The 24,604-nt window shown below is 64.1% G+C and carries 24 protein-coding genes; 10 read left to right on the top strand and 14 right to left on the bottom strand.

Annotation, left to right across the window (positions count from 1 at the left end):
• Positions 1–143 precede the first annotated feature (143 nt).
• Positions 144–1,571 (bottom strand): glutamate--tRNA ligase, encoded by a 1,428-nt coding sequence (gene gltX, locus ACVWW6_RS26865; protein ID WP_304546794.1) that lies wholly within the window; start codon positions 1,569–1,571, stop codon positions 144–146.
• A gap of 154 nt (positions 1,572–1,725) precedes the next feature.
• Between gltX and ACVWW6_RS26870 the strand changes: the two genes are divergently transcribed.
• Together ACVWW6_RS26870 and ACVWW6_RS26875 are read left to right on the top strand one after the other, a co-directional pair.
• The gene (locus ACVWW6_RS26870) at positions 1,726–3,402 is read left to right on the top strand and encodes a glutamine--tRNA ligase/YqeY domain fusion protein (protein ID WP_456681629.1); all 1,677 of its coding nucleotides are present in this window, start codon (positions 1,726–1,728) and stop codon (positions 3,400–3,402) included.
• A 7-nt stretch (positions 3,403–3,409) separates the two neighbouring features.
• Positions 3,410–3,796 (top strand): nuclear transport factor 2 family protein, encoded by a 387-nt coding sequence (locus ACVWW6_RS26875; RefSeq protein ID WP_028171774.1) that lies wholly within the window; start codon positions 3,410–3,412, stop codon positions 3,794–3,796.
• Between the two features lie 35 nt (positions 3,797–3,831).
• Here ACVWW6_RS26875 and glnA read toward each other — a convergent pair whose 3' ends face one another.
• Positions 3,832–5,262: a type I glutamate--ammonia ligase gene (glnA, locus tag ACVWW6_RS26880; protein WP_456681630.1), complete on the bottom strand. Its 1,431-nt coding sequence runs from the start codon at positions 5,260–5,262 to the stop codon at positions 3,832–3,834.
• 126 nt (positions 5,263–5,388) lie between these two features.
• On the bottom strand, positions 5,389–5,571 hold the full coding sequence (locus ACVWW6_RS26885) for a hypothetical protein (RefSeq protein WP_028171775.1): 183 nt from the start codon (positions 5,569–5,571) through the stop codon (positions 5,389–5,391).
• Between the two features lie 236 nt (positions 5,572–5,807).
• Here ACVWW6_RS26885 and ACVWW6_RS26890 point away from each other — a divergent pair, with 236 nt between their 5' ends.
• Positions 5,808–6,170, top strand: a complete 363-nt coding sequence (locus ACVWW6_RS26890) for an SPW repeat protein (protein WP_161537065.1) — start codon at positions 5,808–5,810, stop codon at positions 6,168–6,170.
• A gap of 64 nt (positions 6,171–6,234) precedes the next feature.
• Here ACVWW6_RS26890 and ACVWW6_RS26895 read toward each other — a convergent pair whose 3' ends face one another.
• Positions 6,235–7,563, bottom strand: coding sequence for an MFS transporter (locus ACVWW6_RS26895; protein WP_011087600.1), 1,329 nt, complete (start codon positions 7,561–7,563; stop codon positions 6,235–6,237).
• Between the two features lie 392 nt (positions 7,564–7,955).
• Here ACVWW6_RS26895 and ACVWW6_RS26900 point away from each other — a divergent pair, with 392 nt between their 5' ends.
• Both ACVWW6_RS26900 and ACVWW6_RS26905 read left to right on the top strand, forming a co-directional pair.
• Positions 7,956–8,189, top strand: coding sequence for a DUF2171 domain-containing protein (locus ACVWW6_RS26900; protein ID WP_038967854.1), 234 nt, complete (start codon positions 7,956–7,958; stop codon positions 8,187–8,189).
• 95 nt (positions 8,190–8,284) lie between these two features.
• Positions 8,285–10,564 carry a ComEC/Rec2 family competence protein gene (locus ACVWW6_RS26905; protein ID WP_456681631.1) on the top strand — a complete coding sequence of 760 codons (2,280 nt, stop codon included), beginning with the start codon at positions 8,285–8,287 and terminating at the stop codon, positions 10,562–10,564.
• Between the two features lie 9 nt (positions 10,565–10,573).
• On the opposite strand, the gene ACVWW6_RS26910 is transcribed toward ACVWW6_RS26905, so the two are convergent.
• The 8 genes from ACVWW6_RS26910 to ACVWW6_RS26945 form a co-directional block, all read right to left on the bottom strand.
• Positions 10,574–11,515, bottom strand: a complete 942-nt coding sequence (locus ACVWW6_RS26910) for a GAF domain-containing protein (RefSeq protein ID WP_456681632.1) — start codon at positions 11,513–11,515, stop codon at positions 10,574–10,576.
• A 222-nt stretch (positions 11,516–11,737) separates the two neighbouring features.
• The gene (locus ACVWW6_RS26915) at positions 11,738–12,169 is read right to left on the bottom strand and encodes a hypothetical protein (protein WP_028171781.1); all 432 of its coding nucleotides are present in this window, start codon (positions 12,167–12,169) and stop codon (positions 11,738–11,740) included.
• Between the two features lie 193 nt (positions 12,170–12,362).
• Complete coding sequence (locus ACVWW6_RS26920) at positions 12,363–12,563, bottom strand: hypothetical protein (RefSeq protein ID WP_375761905.1); 201 nt, start codon at positions 12,561–12,563, stop codon at positions 12,363–12,365.
• Positions 12,564–12,837: 274 nt separating this feature from the next.
• Complete coding sequence (gene lexA / locus ACVWW6_RS26925) at positions 12,838–13,533, bottom strand: transcriptional repressor LexA (RefSeq protein ID WP_011087594.1); 696 nt, start codon at positions 13,531–13,533, stop codon at positions 12,838–12,840.
• Between the two features lie 175 nt (positions 13,534–13,708).
• Positions 13,709–14,920, bottom strand: a complete 1,212-nt coding sequence (locus tag ACVWW6_RS26930) for a molybdopterin molybdotransferase MoeA (protein WP_456681633.1) — start codon at positions 14,918–14,920, stop codon at positions 13,709–13,711.
• 223 nt (positions 14,921–15,143) lie between these two features.
• Positions 15,144–15,362: a hypothetical protein gene (locus ACVWW6_RS26935; protein WP_038967214.1), complete on the bottom strand. Its 219-nt coding sequence runs from the start codon at positions 15,360–15,362 to the stop codon at positions 15,144–15,146.
• A gap of 165 nt (positions 15,363–15,527) precedes the next feature.
• Entirely contained in the window at positions 15,528–16,154 is a 627-nt protein-coding gene (locus ACVWW6_RS26940) for an HAD family hydrolase (protein ID WP_060912376.1), read from the bottom strand.
• Between the two features lie 14 nt (positions 16,155–16,168).
• Positions 16,169–17,302 (bottom strand): alpha-hydroxy acid oxidase, encoded by a 1,134-nt coding sequence (locus ACVWW6_RS26945; protein WP_304546744.1) that lies wholly within the window; start codon positions 17,300–17,302, stop codon positions 16,169–16,171.
• A gap of 304 nt (positions 17,303–17,606) precedes the next feature.
• Between ACVWW6_RS26945 and ACVWW6_RS26950 the strand changes: the two genes are divergently transcribed.
• Entirely contained in the window at positions 17,607–18,944 is a 1,338-nt protein-coding gene (locus tag ACVWW6_RS26950) for a S41 family peptidase (protein WP_011087590.1), read from the top strand.
• Positions 18,945–19,017: 73 nt separating this feature from the next.
• On the opposite strand, the gene ACVWW6_RS26955 is transcribed toward ACVWW6_RS26950, so the two are convergent.
• Both ACVWW6_RS26955 and ACVWW6_RS26960 read right to left on the bottom strand, forming a co-directional pair.
• Positions 19,018–19,254: a hypothetical protein gene (locus tag ACVWW6_RS26955; protein WP_080668037.1), complete on the bottom strand. Its 237-nt coding sequence runs from the start codon at positions 19,252–19,254 to the stop codon at positions 19,018–19,020.
• A gap of 148 nt (positions 19,255–19,402) precedes the next feature.
• A complete protein-coding gene (locus tag ACVWW6_RS26960; protein ID WP_060912373.1) occupies positions 19,403–19,666 on the bottom strand; it encodes a hypothetical protein in 264 nt (87 codons plus the stop codon).
• A gap of 493 nt (positions 19,667–20,159) precedes the next feature.
• Here ACVWW6_RS26960 and ACVWW6_RS26965 point away from each other — a divergent pair, with 493 nt between their 5' ends.
• From ACVWW6_RS26965 to ACVWW6_RS26980, 4 genes are all read left to right on the top strand, one after another.
• Positions 20,160–21,389, top strand: coding sequence for an OpgC domain-containing protein (locus ACVWW6_RS26965; RefSeq protein ID WP_456681634.1), 1,230 nt, complete (start codon positions 20,160–20,162; stop codon positions 21,387–21,389).
• Positions 21,386–21,799, top strand: a complete 414-nt coding sequence (locus ACVWW6_RS26970; RefSeq protein ID WP_304568378.1) for a DUF1622 domain-containing protein — start codon at positions 21,386–21,388, stop codon at positions 21,797–21,799. The genes ACVWW6_RS26965 and ACVWW6_RS26970 overlap by 4 nt, the downstream gene beginning before the upstream one ends.
• 121 nt (positions 21,800–21,920) lie before the next feature.
• Positions 21,921–22,631 (top strand): Spy/CpxP family protein refolding chaperone, encoded by a 711-nt coding sequence (locus tag ACVWW6_RS26975; RefSeq protein WP_161537067.1) that lies wholly within the window; start codon positions 21,921–21,923, stop codon positions 22,629–22,631.
• A 23-nt stretch (positions 22,632–22,654) separates the two neighbouring features.
• On the top strand, positions 22,655–24,604 hold the full coding sequence (locus tag ACVWW6_RS26980) for an FAD-binding oxidoreductase (protein ID WP_456681635.1): 1,950 nt from the start codon (positions 22,655–22,657) through the stop codon (positions 24,602–24,604).

Below are 24,604 nucleotides of genomic sequence, written 5' to 3' on the forward strand. Positions count from 1 at the left end.
ACGGGCCGGACCCGGAAGGCCCCAATAACATGGTGGGGCAGGCCGGATGTTCCAGAAGGTACGGGGGAGATGGGTATATTATTGCTGTGTGCGCTGCAAGATGGCGCCGCGCATGCTCGACTTACGTCTAGCCTGGTCCTTGCCTAGTCCCTGGCCTGATCCTTAAGCCGACCCAAACTTTCCTGGCGTCCCAGCACGTCCAAAACCTCAAATATACCAGGCGACGTGGTCCGTCCGGTCAGCGCCGCCCGCAGCGGCTGGGCGACCGCGCCAAGCTTGAGACTATTTTCCTCGGCAAAGGCGCGCAGCGCGGCTTCCGTCGTGGCGCCGCTCCATGTCTCGACATTCTCCAGCGCGGAATGAAGCTGGCCGATCAGCTTGCGGTTCTCGGGCGTCAGCAGCGCATGCGCCTTGGGATCGAGCTCCAGGGGCCGGTCGGCGAAGATGAAATAGGCGCTGTCGATCAGCTCGATCAGCGTCTTGGCGCGCTCCTTCAGGGCCGGCATGGCCTTGAGAAGCTGCGCGCGCGTGGTGTCGTTTAACTTGGCCTTAAGCTCGTCGCGGCTGGGCACGACGTGGTCCAGCACATCCTCGAACATCTTCACGAGTGATTGATCGTCGGCGTGGCGGATGTAGTGGCCGTTGAGGTTTTCGAGCTTGGCGAAATCGAAGCGAGCGGCGGCGCGGCCGACGCTGGCGAGGTCGAACGCCGCGATCATCTCCTCGGTCGAGAAGATCTCCTGGTCGCCATGGCTCCAGCCGAGCCGCACGAGGTAGTTGCGGAGTGCGGCCGGCAGGTACCCCATGGCGCGGTAGGCGTCGACGCCGAGCGCGCCGTGGCGCTTCGACAGCTTCGAGCCGTCCGGGCCGTGGATCAGGGGGATGTGGGACATGCTCGGCAGCGCCCAGCCCATCGCATCATAGATCTGCTTCTGGCGGGCGGCGTTGATCAGATGGTCGTCGCCGCGGATGACGTGGGTGACGCCCATGTCGTGGTCGTCCACGACCACCGCGAGCATGTAGGTCGGGTTGCCATCGCCGCGCAAAAGGACGAGGTCGTCGAGGTTCTCGTTCTGCCAGACCACGCGGCCCTGGACCTGGTCCTCGATCACGGTCTCGCCGGTCTGCGGCGCGCGCAGGCGAATGGTGGGCTTGACGTCGCTCGGTGCCGTGGCCGGGTCGCGGTCCCGCCACATGCCGTCATAGAGGCGGGTGCGGCCCTCCGCGCGCGCCTTCTCACGCATGGCGGTGAGCTCCTCGGCGGTGGCGTAGCAGCGATAGGCCTTGCCGTCGGCAAGCAGCTGCTCGGCGACCTCGCGGTGGCGGGCGGCGCGGCTGAACTGGTAGATGACGTCGCCGTCCCAGCCGAGCTCGAGCCATTTCAACCCGTCGAGGATGGCGCCGATCGCCGCCTCCGTGGAGCGCTCCCGGTCGGTGTCCTCGATCCGGAGCAGCATCTTGCCGCCATGCTTCTTCGCATAGAGCCAGTTGAACAGCGCCGTGCGGGCACCCCCGATATGGAGGAAGCCGGTCGGCGAGGGAGCAAAGCGGGTGACGACGGAATCGGTCATTCTTGGCAGGGCCTATGCATTGGAAGCGGTGGTGTATAGCAGGACCGGAGCATAACTAAAGCCCACGGCGGACCTGCCAGGCCTTGCTTATGCTCTTGGCTCAGCCTCGCGAATTTGGCAGAAGGACCGCTGATTCCCCTACAGGATTTTCGTAATGACAGAACCGGTGGCAGCTGAGGTTGGGCGCGATTTCATTCGTGACATCATTCAGGCCGACCTCGATCAGGCCAAATACAGGGAGATCGTGACCCGGTTCCCGCCGGAGCCGAACGGCTACCTGCATATCGGCCACGCCAAGTCGATCGCGCTCAATTTCGGCATCGCCCAGGAGTTTCCGGGTCGCTGCCATCTGCGTTTCGACGACACCAATCCGGTCAAGGAAGAGCAGGAATATATCGATTCCATCCAGGCCGACGTGCACTGGCTCGGCTTCGATTGGGGCAAGAACCTGTTCTTTGCCTCGGATTATTTCGACCGCCTGTACGAATGGGCGGAGACGCTGATCCGCGACGGGCTCGCCTATGTCGACGACCAGACCCAGGAGGAGATCCGCACCTCCCGCGGCACGCTGACCGAGCCCGGCAAGAACTCGCCGTTCCGCGACCGCACGGTCGAGGAGAATCTCGACCTGTTCCGCCGCATGAAGGCGGGCGAATTCCCCAACGGCGCGCGCGTGCTGCGGGCCAAGATCGACATGGCCGCGGGCAACATCAATCTGCGCGATCCCGTGCTGTACCGCATCCTGCATGCGCATCATCCGCGCACCGGCAACGCATGGTGCATCTATCCGAGCTACGACTATGCCCACGGCCAGTCGGACGCGATCGAGGGCATCACGCACTCGATCTGCACGCTGGAGTTCGAGGACCACCGGCCGCTCTACGACTGGTTCATCGAGAAGCTGCCGGTGCCGTCGAAGCCGCACCAGTACGAGTTCGCGCGGCTGAACCTGACCTACACGCTGCTCTCGAAGCGCGTGCTGACCCAGCTCGTGCGCGAGGGCCATGTCGCGGGTTGGGACGATCCGCGCATGCCGACCATGGCGGGCATGCGCCGTCGCGGTGTGCCGCCGGCGGCGCTGCGTGAATTCGTCAAGCGCATCGGCGTCGCCAAGGCCAACAGCGTGGTCGATGTCGGCATGCTCGAATTCTGCATCCGCGAGGAGCTGAACCGCACCGCGCAGCGTCGCATGGCGGTGCTGAAGCCGCTCAAGGTCGTGATCGAGAACTATCCGGAAGGGCAGACCGAGGAGCTCGAGGCGATCAACCATCCGGACGATCCCTCCGCCGGCACGCGGAAGATCACGTTCGGCCGCGAGCTCTATATCGAGCAGGACGACTTCATGGAGAACCCTCCCAAGAAGTTCTTCCGCCTGTCGCCCGGCAACGAGGTCCGGCTGCGCTACGCCTATTTCGTCAAATGCACCGGCGTGATCAAGAACGAGAGCGGCGAGGTGGTGGAGCTGCGCTGCACCTACGATCCCGCGACCAGGGGCGGCAATGCGCCCGACGGCCGCAAGGTCAAGGCGACCATGCACTGGCTGTCGGCGGCAGCGTCGAAGCCGGCGGAGATCCGCATCTACAACCAGCTGTTCGCGAACCCGAGCCCGGACGCCTCGAACTTTGCCGCCGATCTCAATCCGCAGTCGCTGGAGATTCTCAGCAATGCCCGAGTCGAGGCATCGGTCGCGGAGAGCAATTCCACCGAGCCGATGCAGTTCGAGCGCCAGGGCTATTTCGTGCGCGACAAGGACTCGACGCCCGGCAAGCCGGTGTTTTCACGCACCATCGGCCTGCGCGACACGTTCGCGAAGGAAGTCGCGAAAGGTTGAGGCACTCATGAGCAGTGAGGCCGACGCCATCGTTTCCGCCATCATCGCGAAATGGTGCTCCGGCTTCGCGACGCTAGATGCGGCCGCGCTGTCGTCGCTCTATGCCAAGAGAGCGTTCTTCTTCGGCTCTAACCCGAAGCTCTATCGGGGCAGGGACGGCGTTGCCGATTACTTCAATGGCCTGCCGCGATGGCGCAAGCCGAGTGCTGCGTTTTCCGAGGTGCAGGCCGCGCAGGCCGGTCCTGATATCATCAACATGGCCGCGATCGTGTCGTTCGATTTCGCGGGCGAACGCCCGGAACTCGTCGTCAAGATGAGCTGGGTCATCACGCGCGAGGACGCCGACTGGAAGATCGTCAATCACCATGCCTCGTCGAGGGTCCCGATGATCTAGCAGCGGAGGGCTCCGCCAGGTGCGGTCGCCGCCCGCTAGATGTCGTAGTAGAGATGGAACTCGTAGGGATGAGGTCGCAGGCGGATCGGGTCGACCTCCTTCTTGCGCTTGTAGTCGAGCCAGGTTTCGATCACGTCGGCGGTGAAGACGTCGCCGCGTAGCAGGAATGCGTGATCGCGCTCGAGCGCGTCGAGCGCCTGGTCCAGCGATCCTGGCGTGGACTTCACCTCCTTCGCCTCAGTAGGCGGGAGGTCGTAGAGATTCTTGTCGATCGGGCTGCCGGGGTCGATCTGCTTGTCGATACCGTCGAGGCCAGCCATCAGCATTGCTGCGAAGGCCAGGTAGGGATTGCAGGACGGATCCGGCGAACGAAACTCGACGCGCTTGGCGCGCGGATTCGGCGAATACATTGGAATCCGGCAGCAGGCGGAGCGATTGCGCTGGGAGTAGACGAGGTTGATCGGAGCTTCATAGCCCGGCACCAGACGCCGATAGGAATTCGTCGTGGGGGCGCAAAGCCCGCACAACGCCCAGGCGTGGCTCAATAGCCCGCCGATATAGTAGCGGCCGAGCTGGCTCAACTCGGCGTAGTCACCTTTGTCGTAGAACAGATTGGTCTCACCCTTCCAGAGCGATTGGTGAACGTGCATGCCCGAAGCGTTGTCCTCGAACAGCGGCTTCGGCATGAATGTCGCGGTCTTGCCGTGCTGATGCGCTGTGTTCTTCACCACGTATTTGTAGATCATCAGGTTGTCGGCCATCCGGGTGAGGGTGGTGAAGCGCATGTCGATCTCGTTCTGGCCGCCGGTTGCGACTTCATGGTGATGGGCCTCGATCTGGATCCCCAGAGATTCCATTGTCAGCACCATTTCGGTGCGTAGCGCCTGCATGCTGTCGGTCGGGGGAACGGGAAAGTATCCCTCCTTCGGGCGCGGTTTGTGGCCGAGGTTCGGCCCTTCCTCAGAGCCGGTGTTCCAGCTGCCTTCGCTGGAGTCGACTGCGTGCATGGCGTAGTTGATACCCTGTGCGTAGCGCACCTCGTCGAAGACGAAGAACTCCGCTTCCGGGCCGAAATAGCTCGTATCGGCGCGCCCGGTGCCCTTAAGGTGGATTTCGGCTTTCTGGGCGATGTAGCGGGCATCCCGGCTATAGGACTGGCCGGTCACGGGGTCGCGGATGTTGCAGATGAGAACCAGCGTTTTGGCCGGACTATAGGGGTCGACGAATGCCGTCGTCGGATCGGCGACGACCAGCATGTCGCTTTCCTGGATCTCCTGGAAGCCTCGGATCGATGAGCCATCGAATCCAATGCCCTCATTGAGTGCATCGGCATTCACCGCGCTCGGGGGGACGGAAAAATGTTGCGACACCCCCGGCAGGTCGGTGAACCGCAAATCGATCATCTGGACTTTCTCGTCCGTGATCGCCTTCACGAGGTCTTCGGCTGTCGTACATTTCGCAACCATGGCTTCGCTCCCAGGTCAGCGTCCCGAGATCGCGTAGCCGTTCGGCCGCAACCTAGCGGCTCGCGACGGACTGTGGTCCACGTTCGGCGTTGTCGCCGCAGTCAGGCAAGCTTCGCGCGACGGCAGTCAGCTTTGATGCGGCCCGCGCATCAGCTTCATCGCGTCTTCGATGTGCCGCCAGGTTTTTGCCAATTCGAGCTCGCCCTTCTGCTCGAGGTCGATGGCGTTTTGAGCGGCCTCCGCAATGGCCTTCGGGCCATGGGCTTCCAGCAACTGCCGCGCATAATCGTGGATTTCCATTTCTCGCATGGCGTCATCTCCCTCTTGTTCTGGGCGCGAACCGGGTGGGCCGAGAACGGCAGACATTGACACCTGTCAAGCGCCGATAGTCTGCATCCTGGTGCGCCGCACTTGCAAGGGCCCTTTCCGGGGCATGGGCGGCCGGATGGGGCGCCGGCTCCTGGTCGCGGCAACACAGCGCAGGTCGGAGGGATGATTCTTCATCGGTGCGCCCCCACATAAATACGAGAAGGGAGGTGAGCATCATGCGCATCCAACATTGGCAAGACGCTGGTAGCCTGTTGGTGGGCGTGTGGCTGGTCCTGTCGTCCTTCGTCCTCGGCATATCCGGGGCTGCTGTCTGGATCACCATCGCACTCGGGCTCGGCGTCATGCTGTTTGCCGTGGAGGCCTTTGTCGTCCCGTCCTACCTGGAAGAGTGGGGCGAAATGCTGCTGGGCTTGGCTCTGGTGCTGGCGCCTTGGTCCATTGGCTATGAGCCCGTATCGGCCACGGTCAGCAGCGTATTGTCGGGCCTATTGGTGATCTTGCTCGCTGCTTGGGAATTGATGACCGATCGCGACTTCAGCACCTGGTGGCACGATCACTGGCCTCACCGCGCCGGCTGAGACGAGAGGTTGCCGGCTTCTCTCCGACCGCCATCGGCTGGCGGCCGGAGGAGAGGTGGCTACGTTACAATGCGGCTCTGGGCTCGATCGGTTGCCAGATGCTGATCTTGCGAGTCTCCGGCATCAGGAAGACCGCAAGCACGAAGCACACCGCAGGCACCGCAATCGGGTAGATCAGCGCGTAGCCGATGCTGCCGGTCGCGGCGAATGCCGCCGAGGTGATGAACGGCACCAATCCGCCACCCCAACCGTTGCCGATGTGGTACGGCACGGAGACCGACGTGTACCTGATCCTGGCGGGGAAGAATTCCGCCAGAAACGCGCCGACCGGCCCGTACACCATCCCGACGTAGCAAACCAGGATGAAGATGATGAAGATCGCGGTCGGATAGTTGATGTTGCCGGGCTGCGTGACCGTTCCCAGCCACAGATAGAGCGGATAGTACGTGATCGCAGCGAGCAGCATGCCGCCCAGGATCACCGGCTTGCGGCCGATCTGATCCGACAGCCAGCCGAAGAAGATCAGGCTCGGCGTTGCGATCAGCAGCGCAGCTCCCACGATGTAGGCCGAGGTCAGCGCATCCACCTTGGAGACCTGCTGCAGGAAGTACAGCGCCCAGAACTGGCCGCTGTACCAGACCACGCCCTGTCCGATCAGGACCACGATCGCGATCCCGATGTATTTGATGTTGGAGCTGAGGAAGGCCTCCTTCCACGGATTCGTCGTCATTTGGCCGCGGGCCCTGATCTCCTGGAAGATCGGCGTCTCCTGGAGCTGGAGCCGAATGTAGATCGCGATGGCCACCAGCAGGAAAGACACCAGGAACGGAACGCGCCAGGCCCATTCGTCGAAGACCTGATTGCCGAACCAGGTCCGGGTCAGGACGATCACGGCCAGCGACACCACGATGCCGAGAGTCGGAGAGGTCTGTAGCCAGCCGGTGTAGTAGCCGCGCTTGTCGTCCGGCACATGCTCCGCGACATAGGTGATGGCGCCGCCATATTCGCCGCCCAAGCACAGACCCTGGATCATGCGCAGGCCGAACAGAACGAACGCCGCCGTTAGACCGATGGACTGGTAGGTCGGGATCAACCCGATTGCCCCCGTACCCAGTCCCATTCCGCTCAGCGTGATGAGGAATGTATATTTTCGTCCGACCCTGTCACCCATCCATCCAAAGAGGAAGGCTCCCAGGGGGCGGATCAGGAAGCCCGCAGTGAACAGAGCGATCGTGCTGAGGAGGGCTGCAACCGGGTGGGATTGCTCGAAGAACTTGACCGACAGAACGGCGGCCAGGCTGCCAAAGATATAGAAATCATACCATTCGATGACGTTTCCCACCGATGCAGCAACGATCACGCGGCGGAAATCGTGCGGTACTTGAACTGCCATGTGCTGCTCCTATCAAATTCAAACCCACTCCTCGCGCATTTCAGCGCCAGTTCGCTCGCGGAGTGCGTTTGGTGTGCGACGCTACAGGCGAGAATTGCGAGTTGCGTCCGCAACGCCTGGTCTCAGAGGAACCTTGAACCACCTGAGAAGAGCTTCGGCGGCCTTCGGTACCGCGAGCTGTCACGACCTGGCCCGTCTGTGCGGGGGAGGCGTGGAGAGCAGTTTAATCCTGCCAAGGCCGGCCCCTTATGAGACTTTCGGCTCAATCGACCCGAACCCAGGCTGCCCCCGTCCAGAGACAGAACGGTCGCCCATCGCGCCGGGCGGTCGTGTCACGAATGAACGGAAAGGACCTCTCGGGCGTTGTGTGGGTCCCCAACGAGGAGCCCGCCATGCAGAACATTGCAGAGCATATGGAAGTCATCGGTGCCGACGGCGTCCACATCGGCACCGTCGACAAGGTCGAGGGCCATCGGATCAAACTGACCAAGAAGGACAGCGGCGAGGGCAGCCACAGGGGCCATCATCACTTCATCGACAAGGGCCTCGTCGCCGGCGTCGAGGGCAACAAGGTCCGGCTGTCGGCCAAGGCGGATGTCGCCGTGACGATGGAAGAGGAAAAGTAGGGCTCGATCGAGTTCGTTCCTGATCTGTACCGCTATTCGCCGCCCTGCACGTTCCGGTAGCCTCGGCCTCCGTCGCGTATCGCAAGGTGCAGGGAATGGCAGAGCCGGGCCGGCCAGCACGGTCCCAAGGGATTGCGGGGACCTGGCCCGTTGGCCGGGCTGCTCCGGCCGGCGGGTTTGCGCCGGCGGGCTTTGGCGCCTGGCCCGCACTCGTCGAGGCGATGCGCGGATGGATGCGCGCGGAGGCCGGCGCCGGGCGGCTGTTGCCGTGGGTGCCGGTCGCCTTCGGCAGCGGCATCGCACTCTACTTTACCGCCGATCACGAGCCGGTGCTGTGGGTCGTTGCCGCGATAGCGGCCGCGCTCATGCTTGGCGCCGTCCTGTTGCGGCGGAGCCGGCTGTTCGCCCCCGCGATCATGATCGCGGCGATTGCGGCCGGTTTTGCCGTGGCGACCTGGAAGACGGCGCGCATTGCTCACACCGTTCTCGCAAAACCGCTCTATTCGGTGTCGTTGTCGGGCTTCGTCGAGACGCGCGACATCCGCGAGCGCACCGACCGTTTCGTGCTGCGTGTCACCGCGATGGAGGCGCAGCGGAGCGAGGTGAAGCTGGAGCGCGTGCGCCTCTCGGTGCGCAAGGGGACTGCGCCGGAGGTCGGCAGCTTCGTGCAGTTGAAGGCGCGGCTGATGCCGCCGATTTCGCCGGTGCGCCCCGGCAGCTACGATTTCTCGCGCGACATGTTTTTCCAGGGCATCGGCGCCTCCGGCTTCGTGATGGGGGCGATCGCGGCTGCGGTGCCGCCCGATGCCGGTGGCTTGCGGCTGCGCTATGCCGCCTTCATGCAGGGCCTGCGCGATGCGATCGACGCGCGCATCCGGGCAATGCTCGAAGGCGACAATCGCGCGATCGCGACGGCGCTGCTGACGGGGCGGCGCGACGCGATCACCACGCCCGTCAACGATGCCATGTTCATTTCAGGGCTGGGCCATGTGCTCTCGATCTCCGGTTACCACATGGCGGTGGTCGCCGGCGTCGTGTTCTTCGCGGTCCGCGCGCTGCTCGCTCTGATTCCGGGACTGGCGGTCGGCTTCCCCATCAAGAAATGGTCGGCGGCTGCGGCGCTGGTGGCCGCCGCATTCTATCTGCTGCTCTCGGGCGCGGAGGTCGCGACGCAACGCTCGTTCTTCATGACCGCCGTGGTGCTGATCGCCGTCATGGTCGACCGACGCGCCATCACCTTCCGCACGCTTGCCGTGGCCGCGTTGATCGTGCTCGCGGTCGCGCCCGAAGCGCTGGTGCATCCGAGCTTCCAGATGTCGTTTGCGGCAACGCTGGGGCTGGTTGCGCTGGTGCAGATCGGCATGCCGAACCTGTTCGCTTCGCCCGATCATTCGGCGACCGCGCGCATCGCGATGTGGGGCGGCCGCGAGATCGCGATGCTGTTCCTGGCCTCGCTGATCGCGGGGCTTGCGACCACGCCCTATGCCGCCTTCCACTTCCACCGCGTCACCCCGTTCGGCGTGCTTGCCAACCTCGGGGCGATGCCGGTGGTGTCGGCGCTGGTGATGCCGGCGGGACTGCTCGGATTGCTCGCGGCGCCGTTCGGGCTCGACGGCGTGTTCTGGTGGCTGATGGGGATCGGCATCGACTGGATGGTCGCGGTCTCGCGCTGGGTGGCCGCGCTGCCGGGCGCGGTCGGCCGCATCCCGGCGTTCGGCATTGCGCCGCTGATCGCGGCGAGCCTCGGGATCATCGTGATGGGCCTGCTGCGCACGCCCTTACGCTGGTCAGGCGCGCTGGTGCTGTTGGTCGCGATCCTCTGGGGGCTGGCAGGCCGGCAGCCGGATATCCTGATCGCCGGGGACGGCCAGAGTGTCGCGGTGCGGGGCAGGGACGGGCACCTGCAAATGATCCGGGCGAACAAGGACGGCTTTCTCCTGAAGGAGTGGTTGGCTGCCGACGCCGATCCGCGCGATGCCGGTAGTCCCTCGCTCGCCGCCGGCGTGTCGTGCGACGAGGCCGGCTGCGTGACGCCGCTCGCCGACGGGCGCCTGGTCGCGCTGGCCTTGCGCATCGACGCTCTGGCGGATGATTGCAGCCGCGCTGCGCTGGTGGTGACGGCGCGACCGGCGCCAGCGGATTGTGTGGCGATGGTGGTCGACCGGCAGCGACTCGCGGCGCAAGGCGCGCTCGCTCTGACACGGCGCGGCGACGGCTTTGCGGTTCAGGCGGTGAAAGCGAGAGGCACCGATCGTCCGTGGTCGCCGGCGACCGCCGGCGAGGGCGATTTCAGCGCGAGCCTTGCGCCGCAGGCGGCAGCCCCCCGTAACCGGGACGCGACGCCGTCCGAGGCCGACCTGCAGGCCGAGGATTGAGCGGACGGGCTACAGGTACCAGGCCAGCACGGCTTCGAGCCCAGCACTCCCGATCACCGGCAGGGCCACCATCTGGCTCAGTCCGATTGCGCGGGCCTCCGCGGCTGCGGCCGAGCCGTCGTGCCCGAGATCGTCGTTGAGCGCGGGCATGCCGGTGGCCCAGGCTCCGCCGATGCTGCCGTCGCCCCTGCCGATGGATCTGTCCGCATAGAGCGCGGCAAGGTCTGTCTGCGCGCTGCAATCGCCGGCGCGAAAGACCAGTGCCGAACGGGCCTCGTTCGGCACCCAGATCTCGAAGCGTCGCGCAATCGGCGTCGCCTGTGCGGACAGGAAAGTCAGCACCCAGGTCTGGTCGGTGCCGGTCCGATAGGGCACGCCGACGCCGAGATTGATCCCGACCTCGGCGGCGTCTTCCCAGCGCAGAAAACTCCTGGCGTTGTGCAGGTCCTTGATGATCAGCGGCAGGCCCGCTTTCCAGGTGCGTCCGGGCAGGCCGAAGCCGCGGGGAAACCTGGTGTGGCGGGAGTTGAATTCGAACATGTCGGCGGTGCCATAGTAGCCGTCGACGAGCCCCATCTCGTGGGAGCTATCGGGATCGTTGTGCCAGAGCTCGATTGCGCCGACATGCGCCTCGTCGTCGCCGCAGAACAGCACCATGACGGCCTGCAAGAATTCGCCTGAAAACACCGGCACCGCCACGCCACAGGTGAGGCCGGCCGCGAGCGCCTGGTCGGTCCGCTTGAAATAGGAGTTGGCGAATTTAGTGAGGATCACGGGATGGCCGCTGGCCCAGGCCTTGCCGGGAAGGCCCTCGTCGTATCCGAAGCGCAAGTGCTCGCTCACGGCCTTGAACGCAGACAGCCCTTCGCCGTAGAGGCCGCCGCCGAATTCCAGCCGCATGCGCGTCCGGTCCGGCACCCAGAGTTCAACGACGCGAATGAAGGTTTTCATCGAACGTGTCCGCCGCCTCAAGCCTTTGACAGCATCGGCGATCTGGCCGCGGAACGGACGTTCAAAATTCAGGCAGGGCCGCGCAAACTTCGTGCGATGGGCAGGTGCGAGCCTGATCTCGGCGGAAGATTCCGGAAGACGCAAATCATACCATCTCGCCGGCCACGGCCGGCGATGGCAATTTCAATCCCGGCCCCGACCTCTGCGCCGGGGGGAGGTACATCAGCCGATCGGCAGGCGTGTGATCGTCGGCCTGTCAGCGATGATCTCCGGCTTGTGTTCACGCTCGCCGGCCGGCTGGGTCACCGGCAATTGCAGCACGGTCGCGCGCTGGCCTTCGACGAGTTGCGTCACGAGTACGTATTTGCCGTCGGGGAATTCGATCGCGTCATGATGGCGATCGGGAATGTGCGGATCGATCTTGCCGAACTTGCCGACGCGGGAGTTGATGGTGCGCGTCCAGATCCAGCGATTGTCGTAGCGGACGTTGTCGGCGAAGGCGAGCTCCGTTCCCGGCAGCAGGCAGACCGCGACGGACATGTCGGCCTCGGAGGCGAAGCCGCGCGTCGAGGTGCCGCGGAAGGTGGTCGTGACGATCGTCTCGCCGACTTGTGCGGGACGCGTCGCGACGGCATGCAGGCTGTAGTCACACATCGGGTGCTCCTCATTCAGGGATAGCGACCCGCGCCTCCTTCGGAGGCACTGGCCTCTATCAGAGTGGAAGCATGTTAGCGTCTTCTCGGTTGTAGGCAAATCTGCGGCTTGGCTTCGCAGGCTGCCATCACAATATCTTTTTCAAATGCGTCAGGAACAAAAACCGCTTCCGTGCATTTGGCGTGCATCTTCGTCAGCGACCAGCAGGTGCCGACCAGCCCGAATATTGCCAGGCGGGTTGCGACGGCTGCGCGACGGCGTTGCGCAATTGCTCGCTCGCCGTCGTCGGCGTTGCCTTGCGGGCATGGTGCGACTGCGCGGCGAAGGCTTGCGATGCCGACGCGGATGCTGCGATCAGCGCCACCGTGACGGTGCTCAAAACGATCTTGCGCATTGATTGCCTCCTCGATCTCCAGGGCCACGAAGCGATGAGGGCTTCGTGCGGCGTCGCGAGGATGTAGCGCTAGAGAGGGGCCGGATAATCTGAGCAAAACCAGAAAGACTATCCAGCCGGAGCGGACAATCGTCAACGCGCGGGTCGCCAACCGGCGGGCCGCGCTTTAGGTGATTGTTTGAGCATGATCTCCGCGCAAGCGCGTCCTGCGCTTGTCGCGAGGGAAAACCGCTGCGCACTTTGTGCTAACGCGGCCCTCCAGTCCGGATCACGCTCAGTACTTCCGGTACAGGCCGATCAGCTTGCCCTGAATCTTCACCCGGTTGGGCGGCAGGATGCGGACCTCATAGGCCGCATTGGCGGGCTCGAGCGCGATCGAGGCGCCGCGGCGGCGGAAGCGCTTCAGCGTCGCTTCCTCGTCGTCGATCAGCGCCACCACGATGTCGCCGGTGTCGGCGCTCTCATTGCGCTGGATCAGCGCCATGTCGCCGTCGAGGATGCCGGCTTCGACCATCGAGTCGCCGCGCACTTCGAGCGCGTAGTGCTCGCCCGAGCCGAGCATGTCGGGCGGTACGCTGATGGTGTGGCTGCGGGTCTGCAACGCTTCGATCGGCGTGCCGGCCGCGATACGGCCCATCACCGGCACCGCAACGGGGCGTTCGCCCTCGTCCGCGCTGGAGCTCGCTCGCACCTTGCCGAGATTGCCCTCGATGACGCTCGGCGTGAAGCCACGGCGGTTGCCAGCGGCGGCCTGCAGCTCGGGCAACTTGATCACCTCGATCGCGCGGGCCCGGTTGGGCAGGCGCCGGATGAAGCCGCGCTCCTCCAGTGCGGTGATCAGGCGATGGATGCCTGACTTCGAGCGCAGGTCGAGCGCGTCCTTCATCTCGTCGAAGGAGGGCGGCACACCGCTTTCCTTCAAACGCTCGCTGATGAATCGCAGAAGCTCGTATTGTTTGCGCGTTAACATCTCGACCAAATCCCCCGGTTGATGTCGTTCGATTCCGAGACGGTGAATTCAGCGGCGAGCCGCCAGATGCTCGAAACAAATCATGAACGGACACTATATGTTCGATATGTGTTCCGCAACTGCTTAATTTACCGTGAACGCGACAAAGTTCGCGGAACGCGCAGGACCAGTGCGTTCAGGCGGGCAGTCGCAGCACCTCGCAAGGCGCGCCTGCCTCGGCCTTCGGCGCGAACGGCGCGCGCACGAGAAGTGCCTGCGCCGCAGCGAGATTCGCAAGCAGCGAGGAATCCTGATGATTGACGGGAAGGGCGACAAGCATGCCGTCGTCGCGCCGCTCCAGGCGCGCACGAAGATAGTCCTCGCGCTGGTCATTGGCACCGACATCGCGGCCGAGCACGGCGCGCTCGCGACGATGGTGAATCACGGCGCGGCCCGACAGGGCGCGAATCAACGGCACCATGAACAGGAAGCCGCACACATAGGACGACACGGGATTGCCGGGCAGGCCGATCACACCCATCGCCCCTAGCCGGCCTTGCATCATCGGCTTGCCCGGCCGCATCGCGATCTTCCAGAACGCCATCGCAATGCCTTCGGTCTTCAGCGCCTGCTGGACCAGATCGTGGTCGCCGACCGAGGCGCCGCCGATCGTGATCAGGATGTCGGCGCCGCTCTCTCGGGCACGGCGGATGCCGGCTGTGGTGGCCTCCAGCGTATCGGCGGCAACGCCGAGGTCGATGGTATCTGCGCCCTCCCGGCGGGCGAGGGCGTGCAGGGCATAGCCGTTGGAATAGACGATCTGGCCGGGGCCCGGCGTGGTGCCCGGCATCACCAGCTCGTCGCCGGTGGCGAGGATCGCGACCTTCGGACGGCGGCGGATGGGGAGGTCTGGGTGGTTCATCCCGGCGGCGAGCGCGAGGTCGCGCTCGGTGAGCCGGGTTCCCTTGCGCAGGAGCACGTCGCCCTCGCGGAAGTCGACGCCGGCGGGCCGGATGTGCCGACCGGCGATAGCGGCTTCCTTGATCGTGATGCGCTTGCCCTCGGCGACCGTATCCTCCTGGATCACGACCGCGTCCGCGCCGGCGGGAACGACGCCGCCGGTGAAGATTCGCACCGCTTCGCCGGCGCCGACCGCTCCCGCGAACGGCCGGCCCGCCGCGACCTCGCCGATCATGGTGAGCTGCGCGTCGACCCTGGCCGCATCGGCTGCGCGCACGGCGTAGCCGTCCATGGCCGACATCGCCTCGGGCGGCTGGGTACGCCGCGCCGCGACGTCGCGCGCGAGCACGCGGTGGTAGGCCTCGTCGAGGGGAATCATCTCTTCAGGCAGCGGCTCCGCACCGGCCAGCACCGCGGCGAGCGCGTCAGAAACCGGCATCAAGGCCACGGCGAAACTCCTGCTCGGAAAGTCTGGACGAATGGGCGGCAAGAGTTCTAGCCGAGCGCGGGCGATGAAGCAAAATGGGACCGGATCAGGATTTATCCTGCTTGATCCGTCCAGTCATGAGGGACCGTCAGCTCTGCCGCGGCATGATCTGACGGACGAGAAAGACGGGAACGAGCGTGGCCATGGCAAGGACGACAATGACGGGAGCCACGGCCAGCATCGGTCATCGACCGGTCTGGCGGTCCGGACGGAGGTCCGGCGCCACGTCGGGAGCCACGTCAGGGGGCTTGGGGCCTTGATCCTTGTCGGGCAGCGGATCGGCCTGGGATTTCAGGTCGGCGGCCTTGCTGATCAGCTTGGCGGAGAGGTCAGAATCCGAAGTCGTTCTGGCGAATTCGAGCAGAAGAGAGGCTTGTTTGGTGAGGTAGGTTTTGCCCAACACGATGATACGTCCGTCTGTAGAAGTCCCAACGGACTCAAGAGTCCGGAAGCGGGCATTCCGTTCCCGGAACTCTGTATAAAAATGTACAAAGCGATTTGGTTCCTCATCTCGGCTAGATCGGTTCCGGGAGCTCCCCGGTTTCACCCGCCGGCCGATGCGTCTCGATCAGATTCCCAGCGCCTCGAGCGCGTCGCCGACATCGCGGGGCGAGGTCACATGCACCGCGGTCAATCCGCGCGCTCGCGCTCCCTCGACGTTTTCGGCGAGGTCATCGAAGAACACGATGCGCCTGGCGGGCACACCGATGGCCGCCACGACATGGTCGAACGCCGCCGCGTCCGGCTTGCGCAGGCCGATGCTGGACGACAGGTACAGCTCGCGGAAATGGCCGAGCAGGTCGGCGTATTCCTTCGAGAAATGGTCGACATGCGGCTGGTTGGTGTTGGAGAAGGCGTAGAGCGGCATCTGCTTCGCCGCACGCGGCAACAGCTCCGCGACATCGGGCATTTCACCCGCGAAGATCGCGTTCCAGCCCTCGAGGAATTGCGCATCCGAGATGCCGATCCCGAGCGAGGCCCGTAGCGAGGCGAAATACTCCTCGTCGCTGATCTTGCCGACCTCGTGCAGCCGATACGCCTCGCTGTCGCGCACATAGCGCGCAACGATTGCCTCCGGCTTGCAGCCGGCGTGTCCCGCCCAGCAGGCGATCGCCTTGGAGAAATCGATGTCGAGCACGACGCGCCCGAGGTCGAACAGAAGCGCATCCGCGCTGCCGGGAGAGAGCGAGGTCATTGCGTCCTTTCGGATCAGTACCGGTAAGGTTCGTGGTCGAACAGCGGGAACGCGCTGAACACGCTCGGCGTGTTCGTCGCGGTGGCCGGATGCAGGCAGGACTTGTTGACCTCGGCGAACGAGGTGGCGCCCAACAGGCCGAGGCAGCGCAGCACCTCGTCCTCCAGAAGCTCCAGCATCCGCGTCACGCCGGCTTCGCCGGCCGCCGCCAGCGCCCAGCATTGCAACCGGCCGATGCCGACGAGGTCGGCGCCCGCCGCGATCGCCTTGACGATGTCGGTGCCGCGGCCGAAGCCGCCATCGACCATGATCTTGGCGCGGCCCTTCACGGCCTCGACGATCTCAGGCAGCACATGCATGGCGCCGCGGCCGTGATCGAGCTGGCGGCCGCCATGGTTGGAGACGTAGATCCATTCGACGCCGTGATCGAGCGCGATCAGGGCGTCCTCGGCGGTGGCGATACCTTTCAGGATCAGCGGAATCTTGAACTTGTCCTTGATCATCTTCACGGTCCGCCATTCCAGGCCTTTCTGGAAATCGCCGCCGGTGGCGCGCAGGCGGCTCTCGCGAACGTAGCGCTTGGCGATGTCGCGTTCGCGACGGCTGTAATGGGCGGTGTCGACGGTCAGGCAGAAGGCGGCGTAGGCGTGCTTTTCGGCCCGGCTGACGACATCGGCGACGAAGGCATCGTCGCCGCGCACATAGAGCTGGTAGAGACGCAGCGCGTCGGGGGCGGCTGCGGCGGTCTTCTCCAGGCCAGGCTCGGACACTGAGCTCAGCATGTGCGCCGCCCCAAAGGTGCCGGCGGCGCGCGCGACGCTCGCGGCGCCATCCGGATCGAAGATCTCGAGCGCGCCGACAGGGGCGAGCACCACCGGCAGGCGCATCCTGCGGCCGAACTGCTCGACGGAGCCATCCACCTTGCGCACGTCGCGCAGCACGCGCGGGCGAAAAGCGAGCTCGTCCAGCGCCATCCGGTTGCGGCGCATCGTGGTCTCGGTCTCGGCGGCGCCGACGATATAGTCCCAGGCATTCTGGTTGAGGTTGGCGCGTGCTTTGCGGATGAATTCGTGCAGATTCTGGAACGGCTCGCTGCTGGCGCCGAGTTCGACGTTCCTTTCCGGCTGGATGCGGGGTTTTTCGTTCATTATTATCCTCCCGAGAATTTGAAGCCTTGTTTCATCGCCTAACCCGTCCGGCTCTCCAAAACCATCCTAAAATCGCATAGCTGCGAGGCGCGGGCGATCGACCGATTCCTGCTTTGCATGAAACGGTTTCGGAACGTTGCCAAAAGTTTAGGTCCGGGCGAAGGGATTTTTACGGTGTACCCGCCGGCGCGGCGTCCCGGCCTTGAAGAAACCAGAATGGTATTGTGAGAAGCGGGCTGGATCGCCATTTGCATGGCGCCTCCCAAGCCCAAGAGAACCGCCAAGCAAAAAGGCCAGCCTATCCATGCGGAAAACCCTGCTGTTCCCCCTGGGCGCGCTCACCGGAGCGTGTTTGACCCTTCTGGTAGCTAGTCCGCACGGCGGAGTATGGGCGGCACGGGCGGCAGCGGGCGCGGATGATGCCTATTCACAGCTCAACTTGTTCGGCGAAGTCTTCGAGCGCGTGAAGGCGAGCTATGTCGAGAAGCCCGACAACGCCAAGCTGATCGAAGGCGCGATCACCGGCATGGTGACCTCGCTCGATCCGCATTCGCGCTACATGAACGACAAGGCCTGGACCGAGATGCAGGAGACCACCTCCGGCGAGTTCGGCGGGCTCGGCATCGAGGTCACGATGGAGGAGGGCCTGGTCAAGGTCGTCTCGCCGATCGACGACACGCCGGCGTCCAAGGCCGGCATCATGTCCGGCGATCTCATCAGCAAGATCGATGGCGATGCCGTGCAGGGCATGACGCTCGAGCAGGCCGTCAACAAGATGAAGGGCCCGGTCGACACCAAGACCAAGCTCACCATCGTGCGCAAGGGCGCCGACGCCCCGCTCGACATCGCGATCACCCGCGAGATCATCCATGTGCGGCCGGTCCGCTTCCACGTCGAGAATGGCGACATCGGCTATATCCGCGTCACCTCGTTCAACGAGCAGACCACCGACGGCCTGAAGAAGGCGATCGCGGCGATCTCCAGGGAGATCCCGCAGGAGAAGCTCGCGGGCTATGTGATGGACCTGCGCAACAATCCGGGCGGCTTGCTCGACCAGGCCGTGTCGGTGTCGAGCGCGTTCCTTCAGCGCGGCGAGGTGGTCTCGACCCGCGGCCGCAATCCGGAGGAAACCCAGCGCTTCACCGCGCATGGCGGCGACCTCACCAAGGGCAAGCCGCTGGTGGTTCTGGTCAATGGCGGCTCGGCTTCGGCCTCGGAGATCGTCGCCGGCGCGCTGCATGACCACAAGCGTGCCACGATCATCGGCACGCGCTCGTTCGGCAAGGGCTCGGTGCAGACCATCATTCCGCTCGGCGCCGGCAATGGCGCGCTGGCGCTGACCACGGCGCGCTACTACACGCCGTCCGGCCGCTCGATCCAGGCCCAGGGCATTGCGCCCGACATCGAGATCCTCCAGGACGTGCCGCCCGAGCTGAAGGGCCGGATGGATACCATGGCGGAGTCCCAGATGCGCGGCCACCTGCAGGCTGCCGACGGCACCGAGCAGACCGGATCGCAGTCCTACGTCCCGCCGAAAGAGGAGGACGACAAGGCCCTGCACGCGGCCTACGACTTCCTGCATGGCGTCACCGCGAATGCGGTCGCGGCCAAGCCCGCGCCGAAGGCTGCGGTGCCGAACTAAATCCTACGACGTCCAGATAATCGCCCGGGAGCGGATGACCGCTCCCGGGCGAATTCGTTTTGAGGCTGGCGTGTCAAAGGCGGAGCGCCAGGATTTCGAATGTGACCGCTGTCGAAGCACCGAAAGCGGTGAATTGTTGCAATTGATCATCGACCGTGACGACGGCTTCGAAGATGTTCACGTTGCCATTGAGGGAGGGTGACGAGGCCTGGATGACACGATCTCCAACCTTGAGGCCCGGCGCAGCGACGGTGCCGGCCGATGACAAGCCGGTAACTGTGACCACGACATATCCGGAAATCTGAGCCATCTTGCGCTCTTTCTTGGAACGAGTTGAACGGACCTCGTCTTACAATCAGCTCAAATCTCAGTCGACGGGTCTGATCAATTGCGAGCTTAGGACATAGGGCTCTGCGGTGATCCCGCGGCTCGCAAGCCGCGAGATCACAGCGCGATCGTCATTGCTCCTTCTTCGGGCCCATGTGATGCGGGACTTCCGTCTTCGGTCCGCCGCCGTAATGGTGGCTGCCGCCCGATCCGCTGGTCGATCCGCCGTCGCTCTCTTTCTTGCCCATGTGGTGCGGGACCTCGGTCTTGGGCCCGCCCGAATAGTGGTGGCCGTTCTTCTCGTCGGTGGTGTTGGTCGTGCTCGTCTGCGCCAAGGCGGGCAACGCGACGAGCGACATGATCGCGGCAGCGACGATCAGCTTGCGGTGACTCATTCTGGTTTCTCCTGTTTGAACTTGTCGAGTTGGTGTCAATCAAGTCCCGGTGGCTTGACTGAGAGGCAACCAAACCCGGAGCGCGATTGTCTAGGTTGAGCAAAATCAAATGTCGACGCGGGCACTTGCGTGCGCCGATGCGTGGATCGTCGAGTTGCAGCAGGCGACGGGAAGTATCGATCTTCTTACAGAAAAAAATTTGCATCGATCTCGCGAATTCGATGACTTCATGTCGTGCCCTCGATCACTTGCAGTGCCGGCAAGAGGCGTTGCTGGAAAGATGGCGATGTCGATCGAATGACTCGAGGACGAGAGGCGTCTCAACTCATTACAAGACCGCGCGAAAAAAAAGATTTGGCCGGTGCATCGCTCGAGTTTGATGTCCGTCAAAAGGGCATCAACGACGCCACCTAGCGTGCCGGCTCGCGAGTGGATAGAGCATCGCGGCGCGGTTGCGATCCGCAAACATCGCGCGAGAATGGGAAGCACGCTCTTGATTGACGAGACGATCCAGGTGGCCGGTCGGCCGCTGCAAGTTGCATTTCTGCTGCGCCGCCGGCTCTGGGAGACGATCATGATCAGATCGGTGCTGGCCAAGCCCCGGCGCGATGTCCGGCTGGATTTGTTTCGCGGTCTGGCGAACTGGCTGATCTTCCTCGGACACATTCCGAATTCGGTGCTGGTCTGGTTCACGACGCGCAATTACGGCTTCAGCGACGGCGCCGATCTGTTCGTGTTGATCTCCGGCTACACCGCGACGTTCGTGTTCGGCACCATGATGATGGAGCGTGGCTTCGTCATCGGGGCAACCCGGCTGCTGCGGCGGGTATGGCAGCTCTATGTCGCCCACCTTCTGCTGTTTTTCGTCTATCTCACCGCCGTGCATTACCTCGCGCACAGGTTCGACGACCTTCACCTGATGGATCAGTTCAACGTCGCGCCACTGATGGACTTTCCCGTCGAGACGCTCTCGCAAGGCCTGGTCCTCAAGTTCAAACCGCTCAATCTCGACGTCCTGCCGCTCTACATCGTGCTGATGGCTGCGTTTCCCGTCGTGCTCTGGTTCATGTTGCGATGGCGGAACGCGGTGATGATCAGCTCGTTCGGTCTCTATCTGGCCGCCCGCCATTACGGCTGGAACTTGCCCGCCTATCCGGCCGGGGTCTGGTATTTCAATCCGTTTACCTGGCAACTGCTCTTCGTATTCGGGGCCTGGCTGGCATTGGGAGGGGCGACCGCAAGTCGCTGGCTGCTGTCGTCCCGCACGCTCCTTGTCATGAGCGGCGGCTTTCTGCTCTTCGCGCTTGTGATGACACTGGCCGAGCGAATTCCCGGGCTCAGGGACTACCTCCCCGAGGGACTCGTCGCCGTCTTCGTACCGAACGACAAGACCAATCTCAGCCCGTATCGGGTCATTCATCTGGCGAGCCTGGTGCTCATCGTCGTCTCGCTCGTTCCGATCGATTGGCCGGGACTGAAGTCGCCTTTCCTGCAGCCGTTGATTCGATGTGGCCAGCAATCCTTGCCCGTGTTCTGCGTCGGTCTCTTCCTTTCGTTCATCGCGCATTTCCTGCTTGATTTTGGATCGGAGGGAATCCCGGCTCAGCTCATCGTTGGAGCCGCGGGCCTCTGGATCATGACGGGCGTTGCCTACTACCGGACCTGGTCGAAGGGCGTGGACAGAAGCCGCTCGTCCGGGCAGGGCGGGGAGGCGGGCGAATGATAACTTCCGAGTTGATTTTCACCGAGGACGTGCAGGGCGTCATCCTGCATGGCCTGCACTGGACCGCATCGACGATCGAGCTGCTTGGCGTGGTGGTGATCGTGTGCGGCGTGGTTGCCGCAACGGTCTGGTCGTTGAACGAGATGTGGCGCGGTGCGCCTGCAGACGCATTTCGTTCCTATCGCGCGAACCTCGGTCGCGGCATCCTGCTTGGCCTCGAATTCCTGATTGCCGCCGACATCATCGGAATGGTCGCGATCGTGCCGTCGTTCGACCGGCTCGGCATCCTGGCCTTGATCATCGTGATCCGCACTTTCCTGAGCTTCTCGCTCCAGATTGAAATCGAGGGGCGATGGCCGTGGCGAAGGCATGACAGGGAGGTGAGCGATGCAGCACGCGGCGGCCTTTGACGTCTCCGTGCGTAAGAGTTTCCGGCGCGTCGCGTCTATATGGCCTGACCCGCTCTTCGCTGCCCTCATCGTCGATCTCGATGAGCAGACGACCATCCGAATCAAACCCTGGAGAATGACCATGAATCGTCCGAAGAAATTTGTCGTGAGCGCAGCCGCCCTTGCCGTCCTCGTGCTGGGTCCGGGTGGACTGTCGTCCGCAGTCGCTGCAACCGATCTGACTCGCGTCGCGATGATGGACGACGACAAGATGTCGAAGATGCCTGCACCGTCGGATTCCAGCGGCAAGATGAATACGGGACAGCCATCGGGTCAGCCGCAGAACATGAGCGGCGGCCAGATGAACGACGATAAGATGAAGATGCCGCCGCAAGGCCAGATGCGGGACTGCCAGGGCGCCGGCTGCCAGGACAATTCCGGCATGATGCAGATGATGCAAATGATGGAGAAGATGATGCGCGGCCAGATGAGTTCGTCTGGCAGCAACGGCGCGATGAGTGGCCCGGCGGACGTGACCGAGCGGCTCGAAGGGCGGATCGCATTTCTGAAGGCGGAATTGCAGATCAGCGACAAGCAGGTTGCCGATTGGAATAATGTGGCGGATGCCTTGCGGTCGAGCCGGCAGCACCTGCTGGATGCGCGCAAGATGCTCGCGATGGATGACAGGCTGGGAAGCGCCGACCGTCTGGAGCATTACGAGCGGCACCTGTCCGAGCGCCTGGAGGCGCTCAAGGCGGCTCGCGTGGCCTTCACGCGGCTCTACGCGTCGTTGAACGAGAGCCAGAAGCAGACCGCAGACACGATCCTGCTGCCTCTGATTGCGTCGTTCTGAGCGCTGGAATCGAGAGCGAGATCATGTTCGGTCTGCCCCTTCGATGTCGAGCCGGCCTGTCTGCGCTCGTTGTCCTCACGAGCCAGCTTGTGGCGAATGCCGCGCTCGCATCGGACTTCGGCCTCGGCCGCGCGCATCCGACAGGGCGGGTCGCTCAGGGTTGGGAGCTGGCGCAGGCAGAGGACGACCACGCCGCACATCATCCCGCAGCGTCCGGCTCCTCAGGCGGTGCGGCCGGCGCGCCGCCCGGCGGCGCCACGCCGGGGATGATGGGTGGAATGGACGGCATGATGGGCCGGCCGCGCAAGGAGTTTTATCCGGCATTGATGGATATGCCGTCGCTGTCCGCCGAACAGCGGAGCAATCTGGAGATCCAGGCGCGCGAGCGGATCAGCGCGGAGACCGATCGCTTGGCAGGTGCTGAGATGGATCTGCGGCACGCCATTGCCGGGAGCGACATCGTTGCCGCGGATCAGGCGGCGCGTCGGCTTCGCGAATCCCTGAACGCCGTCCAGAGTGGCGTGGTCGCGCTGCGCTCGCTGCACGAGGGCAAGCCGCCGCAGCAAATCGCACAGGCCTGGTTCAGATCGCAGATGAACCTCCTGCCTCGGCAAGGCGCCATGGACGCGGATGACGGCACGCCAGGGGTCTCCTGGTTTCACGTCACGACCATGGCGCTGCTGGTGCTGTTCTCGCTCGCGATGCTTGCCGTCTACCTCGCGCGCATGCGCCGGGCGAACGCGCTGGTCGATCGGCTGACACGCGCTGCGGTCGCTCCGGCTGCTGCCGCGCCCCTCGTGTCCCCGCCGGCCGCCGGCGTGCCGAACGACAAGCCCGAGGCGACATCCTCCCAGGAGACAGATCGCCATCCGCGGCGGGTTGAGGCGAGCCGCTCCTGGAAGGGCAAGCTGAGGATCTGCGCGATCTATCAGGAGACACCGAACGTGAAGACCTTTCGTCTGCAAGCACCAGACGGCGGCGCGATTCCGTTTGCATTCCTGCCGGGACAGTTCCTGACCTATGCCATCGAGATCGACGGACAGGCCGTCAGGCGTTCCTACACGATCGCATCGTCCGCCGCCCAGACCGCCTATGTCGAGACCACGATCAAGCGCGAAGACGGCGGGCTTCTGTCCGACTACATGCATGGCCACCTGAAGGAGGGAGACCTCGTTGAAGTGGCGGGCCCCTCAGGCGCCTTTACATTCACGGGCGTGGAAGCCGACAGCGTCGTCCTGATCGGTGGCGGGGTCGGTATCACGCCGCTGATGGCGGCGATCCGGTATCCCTCGGATATTGCATGGCCCGGCCAGATCTACCTCGTCTATGGCGCGCAGACGACCGAGCAATTCATTTTCCGGGACGAGCTGGAATATCTTCAGCGCAGGATGAGCAATCTGCACGTCGCGGCCACGATGGTGCGGGCCGCGGGCACGTCGTGGATGGGAAGCGAGGGGCAGATCACGGCCGAGTTCCTGACGCAGGCTGTGCCCGATCTCGCCAGACGACGCGTTCACCTGTGCGGTCCGCCCGGAATGATGGACGCGCTCAGAAAGACGTTGATCGGGCTCGGCGTGCCGCGCGAGCAGATCAAGACGGAGGCCTTTGGGCCGGCCCGCGGCGCCGTTCCACCTCCCGGCAAGGTCGCGGCCGAAGAGCAAATGCCGGCCGCCGAGGCGAGCAATCGAGGGGCTGCGACAGTCGGTCCTGCAACGGCCACCATTCGCTTTGCGACATCCGATAAGGTTGTGGCGCTGCCTCCGGACAAGAGCGTCCTGGAAGTGGCCGAGAGCGCGGGCGTTTCGATCGATTATTCCTGTCGGGTCGGGGTCTGCGGCGTCTGCAAGACGCATCTGTTGCAAGGAAACGTCACGATGGAGGTCCAGGACGCCTTGACCGCAGACGATAAGGCGAACGGTCTCATCCTGGCCTGCCAGGCGAAATCGGTCGGAGATCTGGTCGTCGAGGCCTGA

Source organism: Bradyrhizobium sp. USDA 3311, assembly GCF_054062495.1.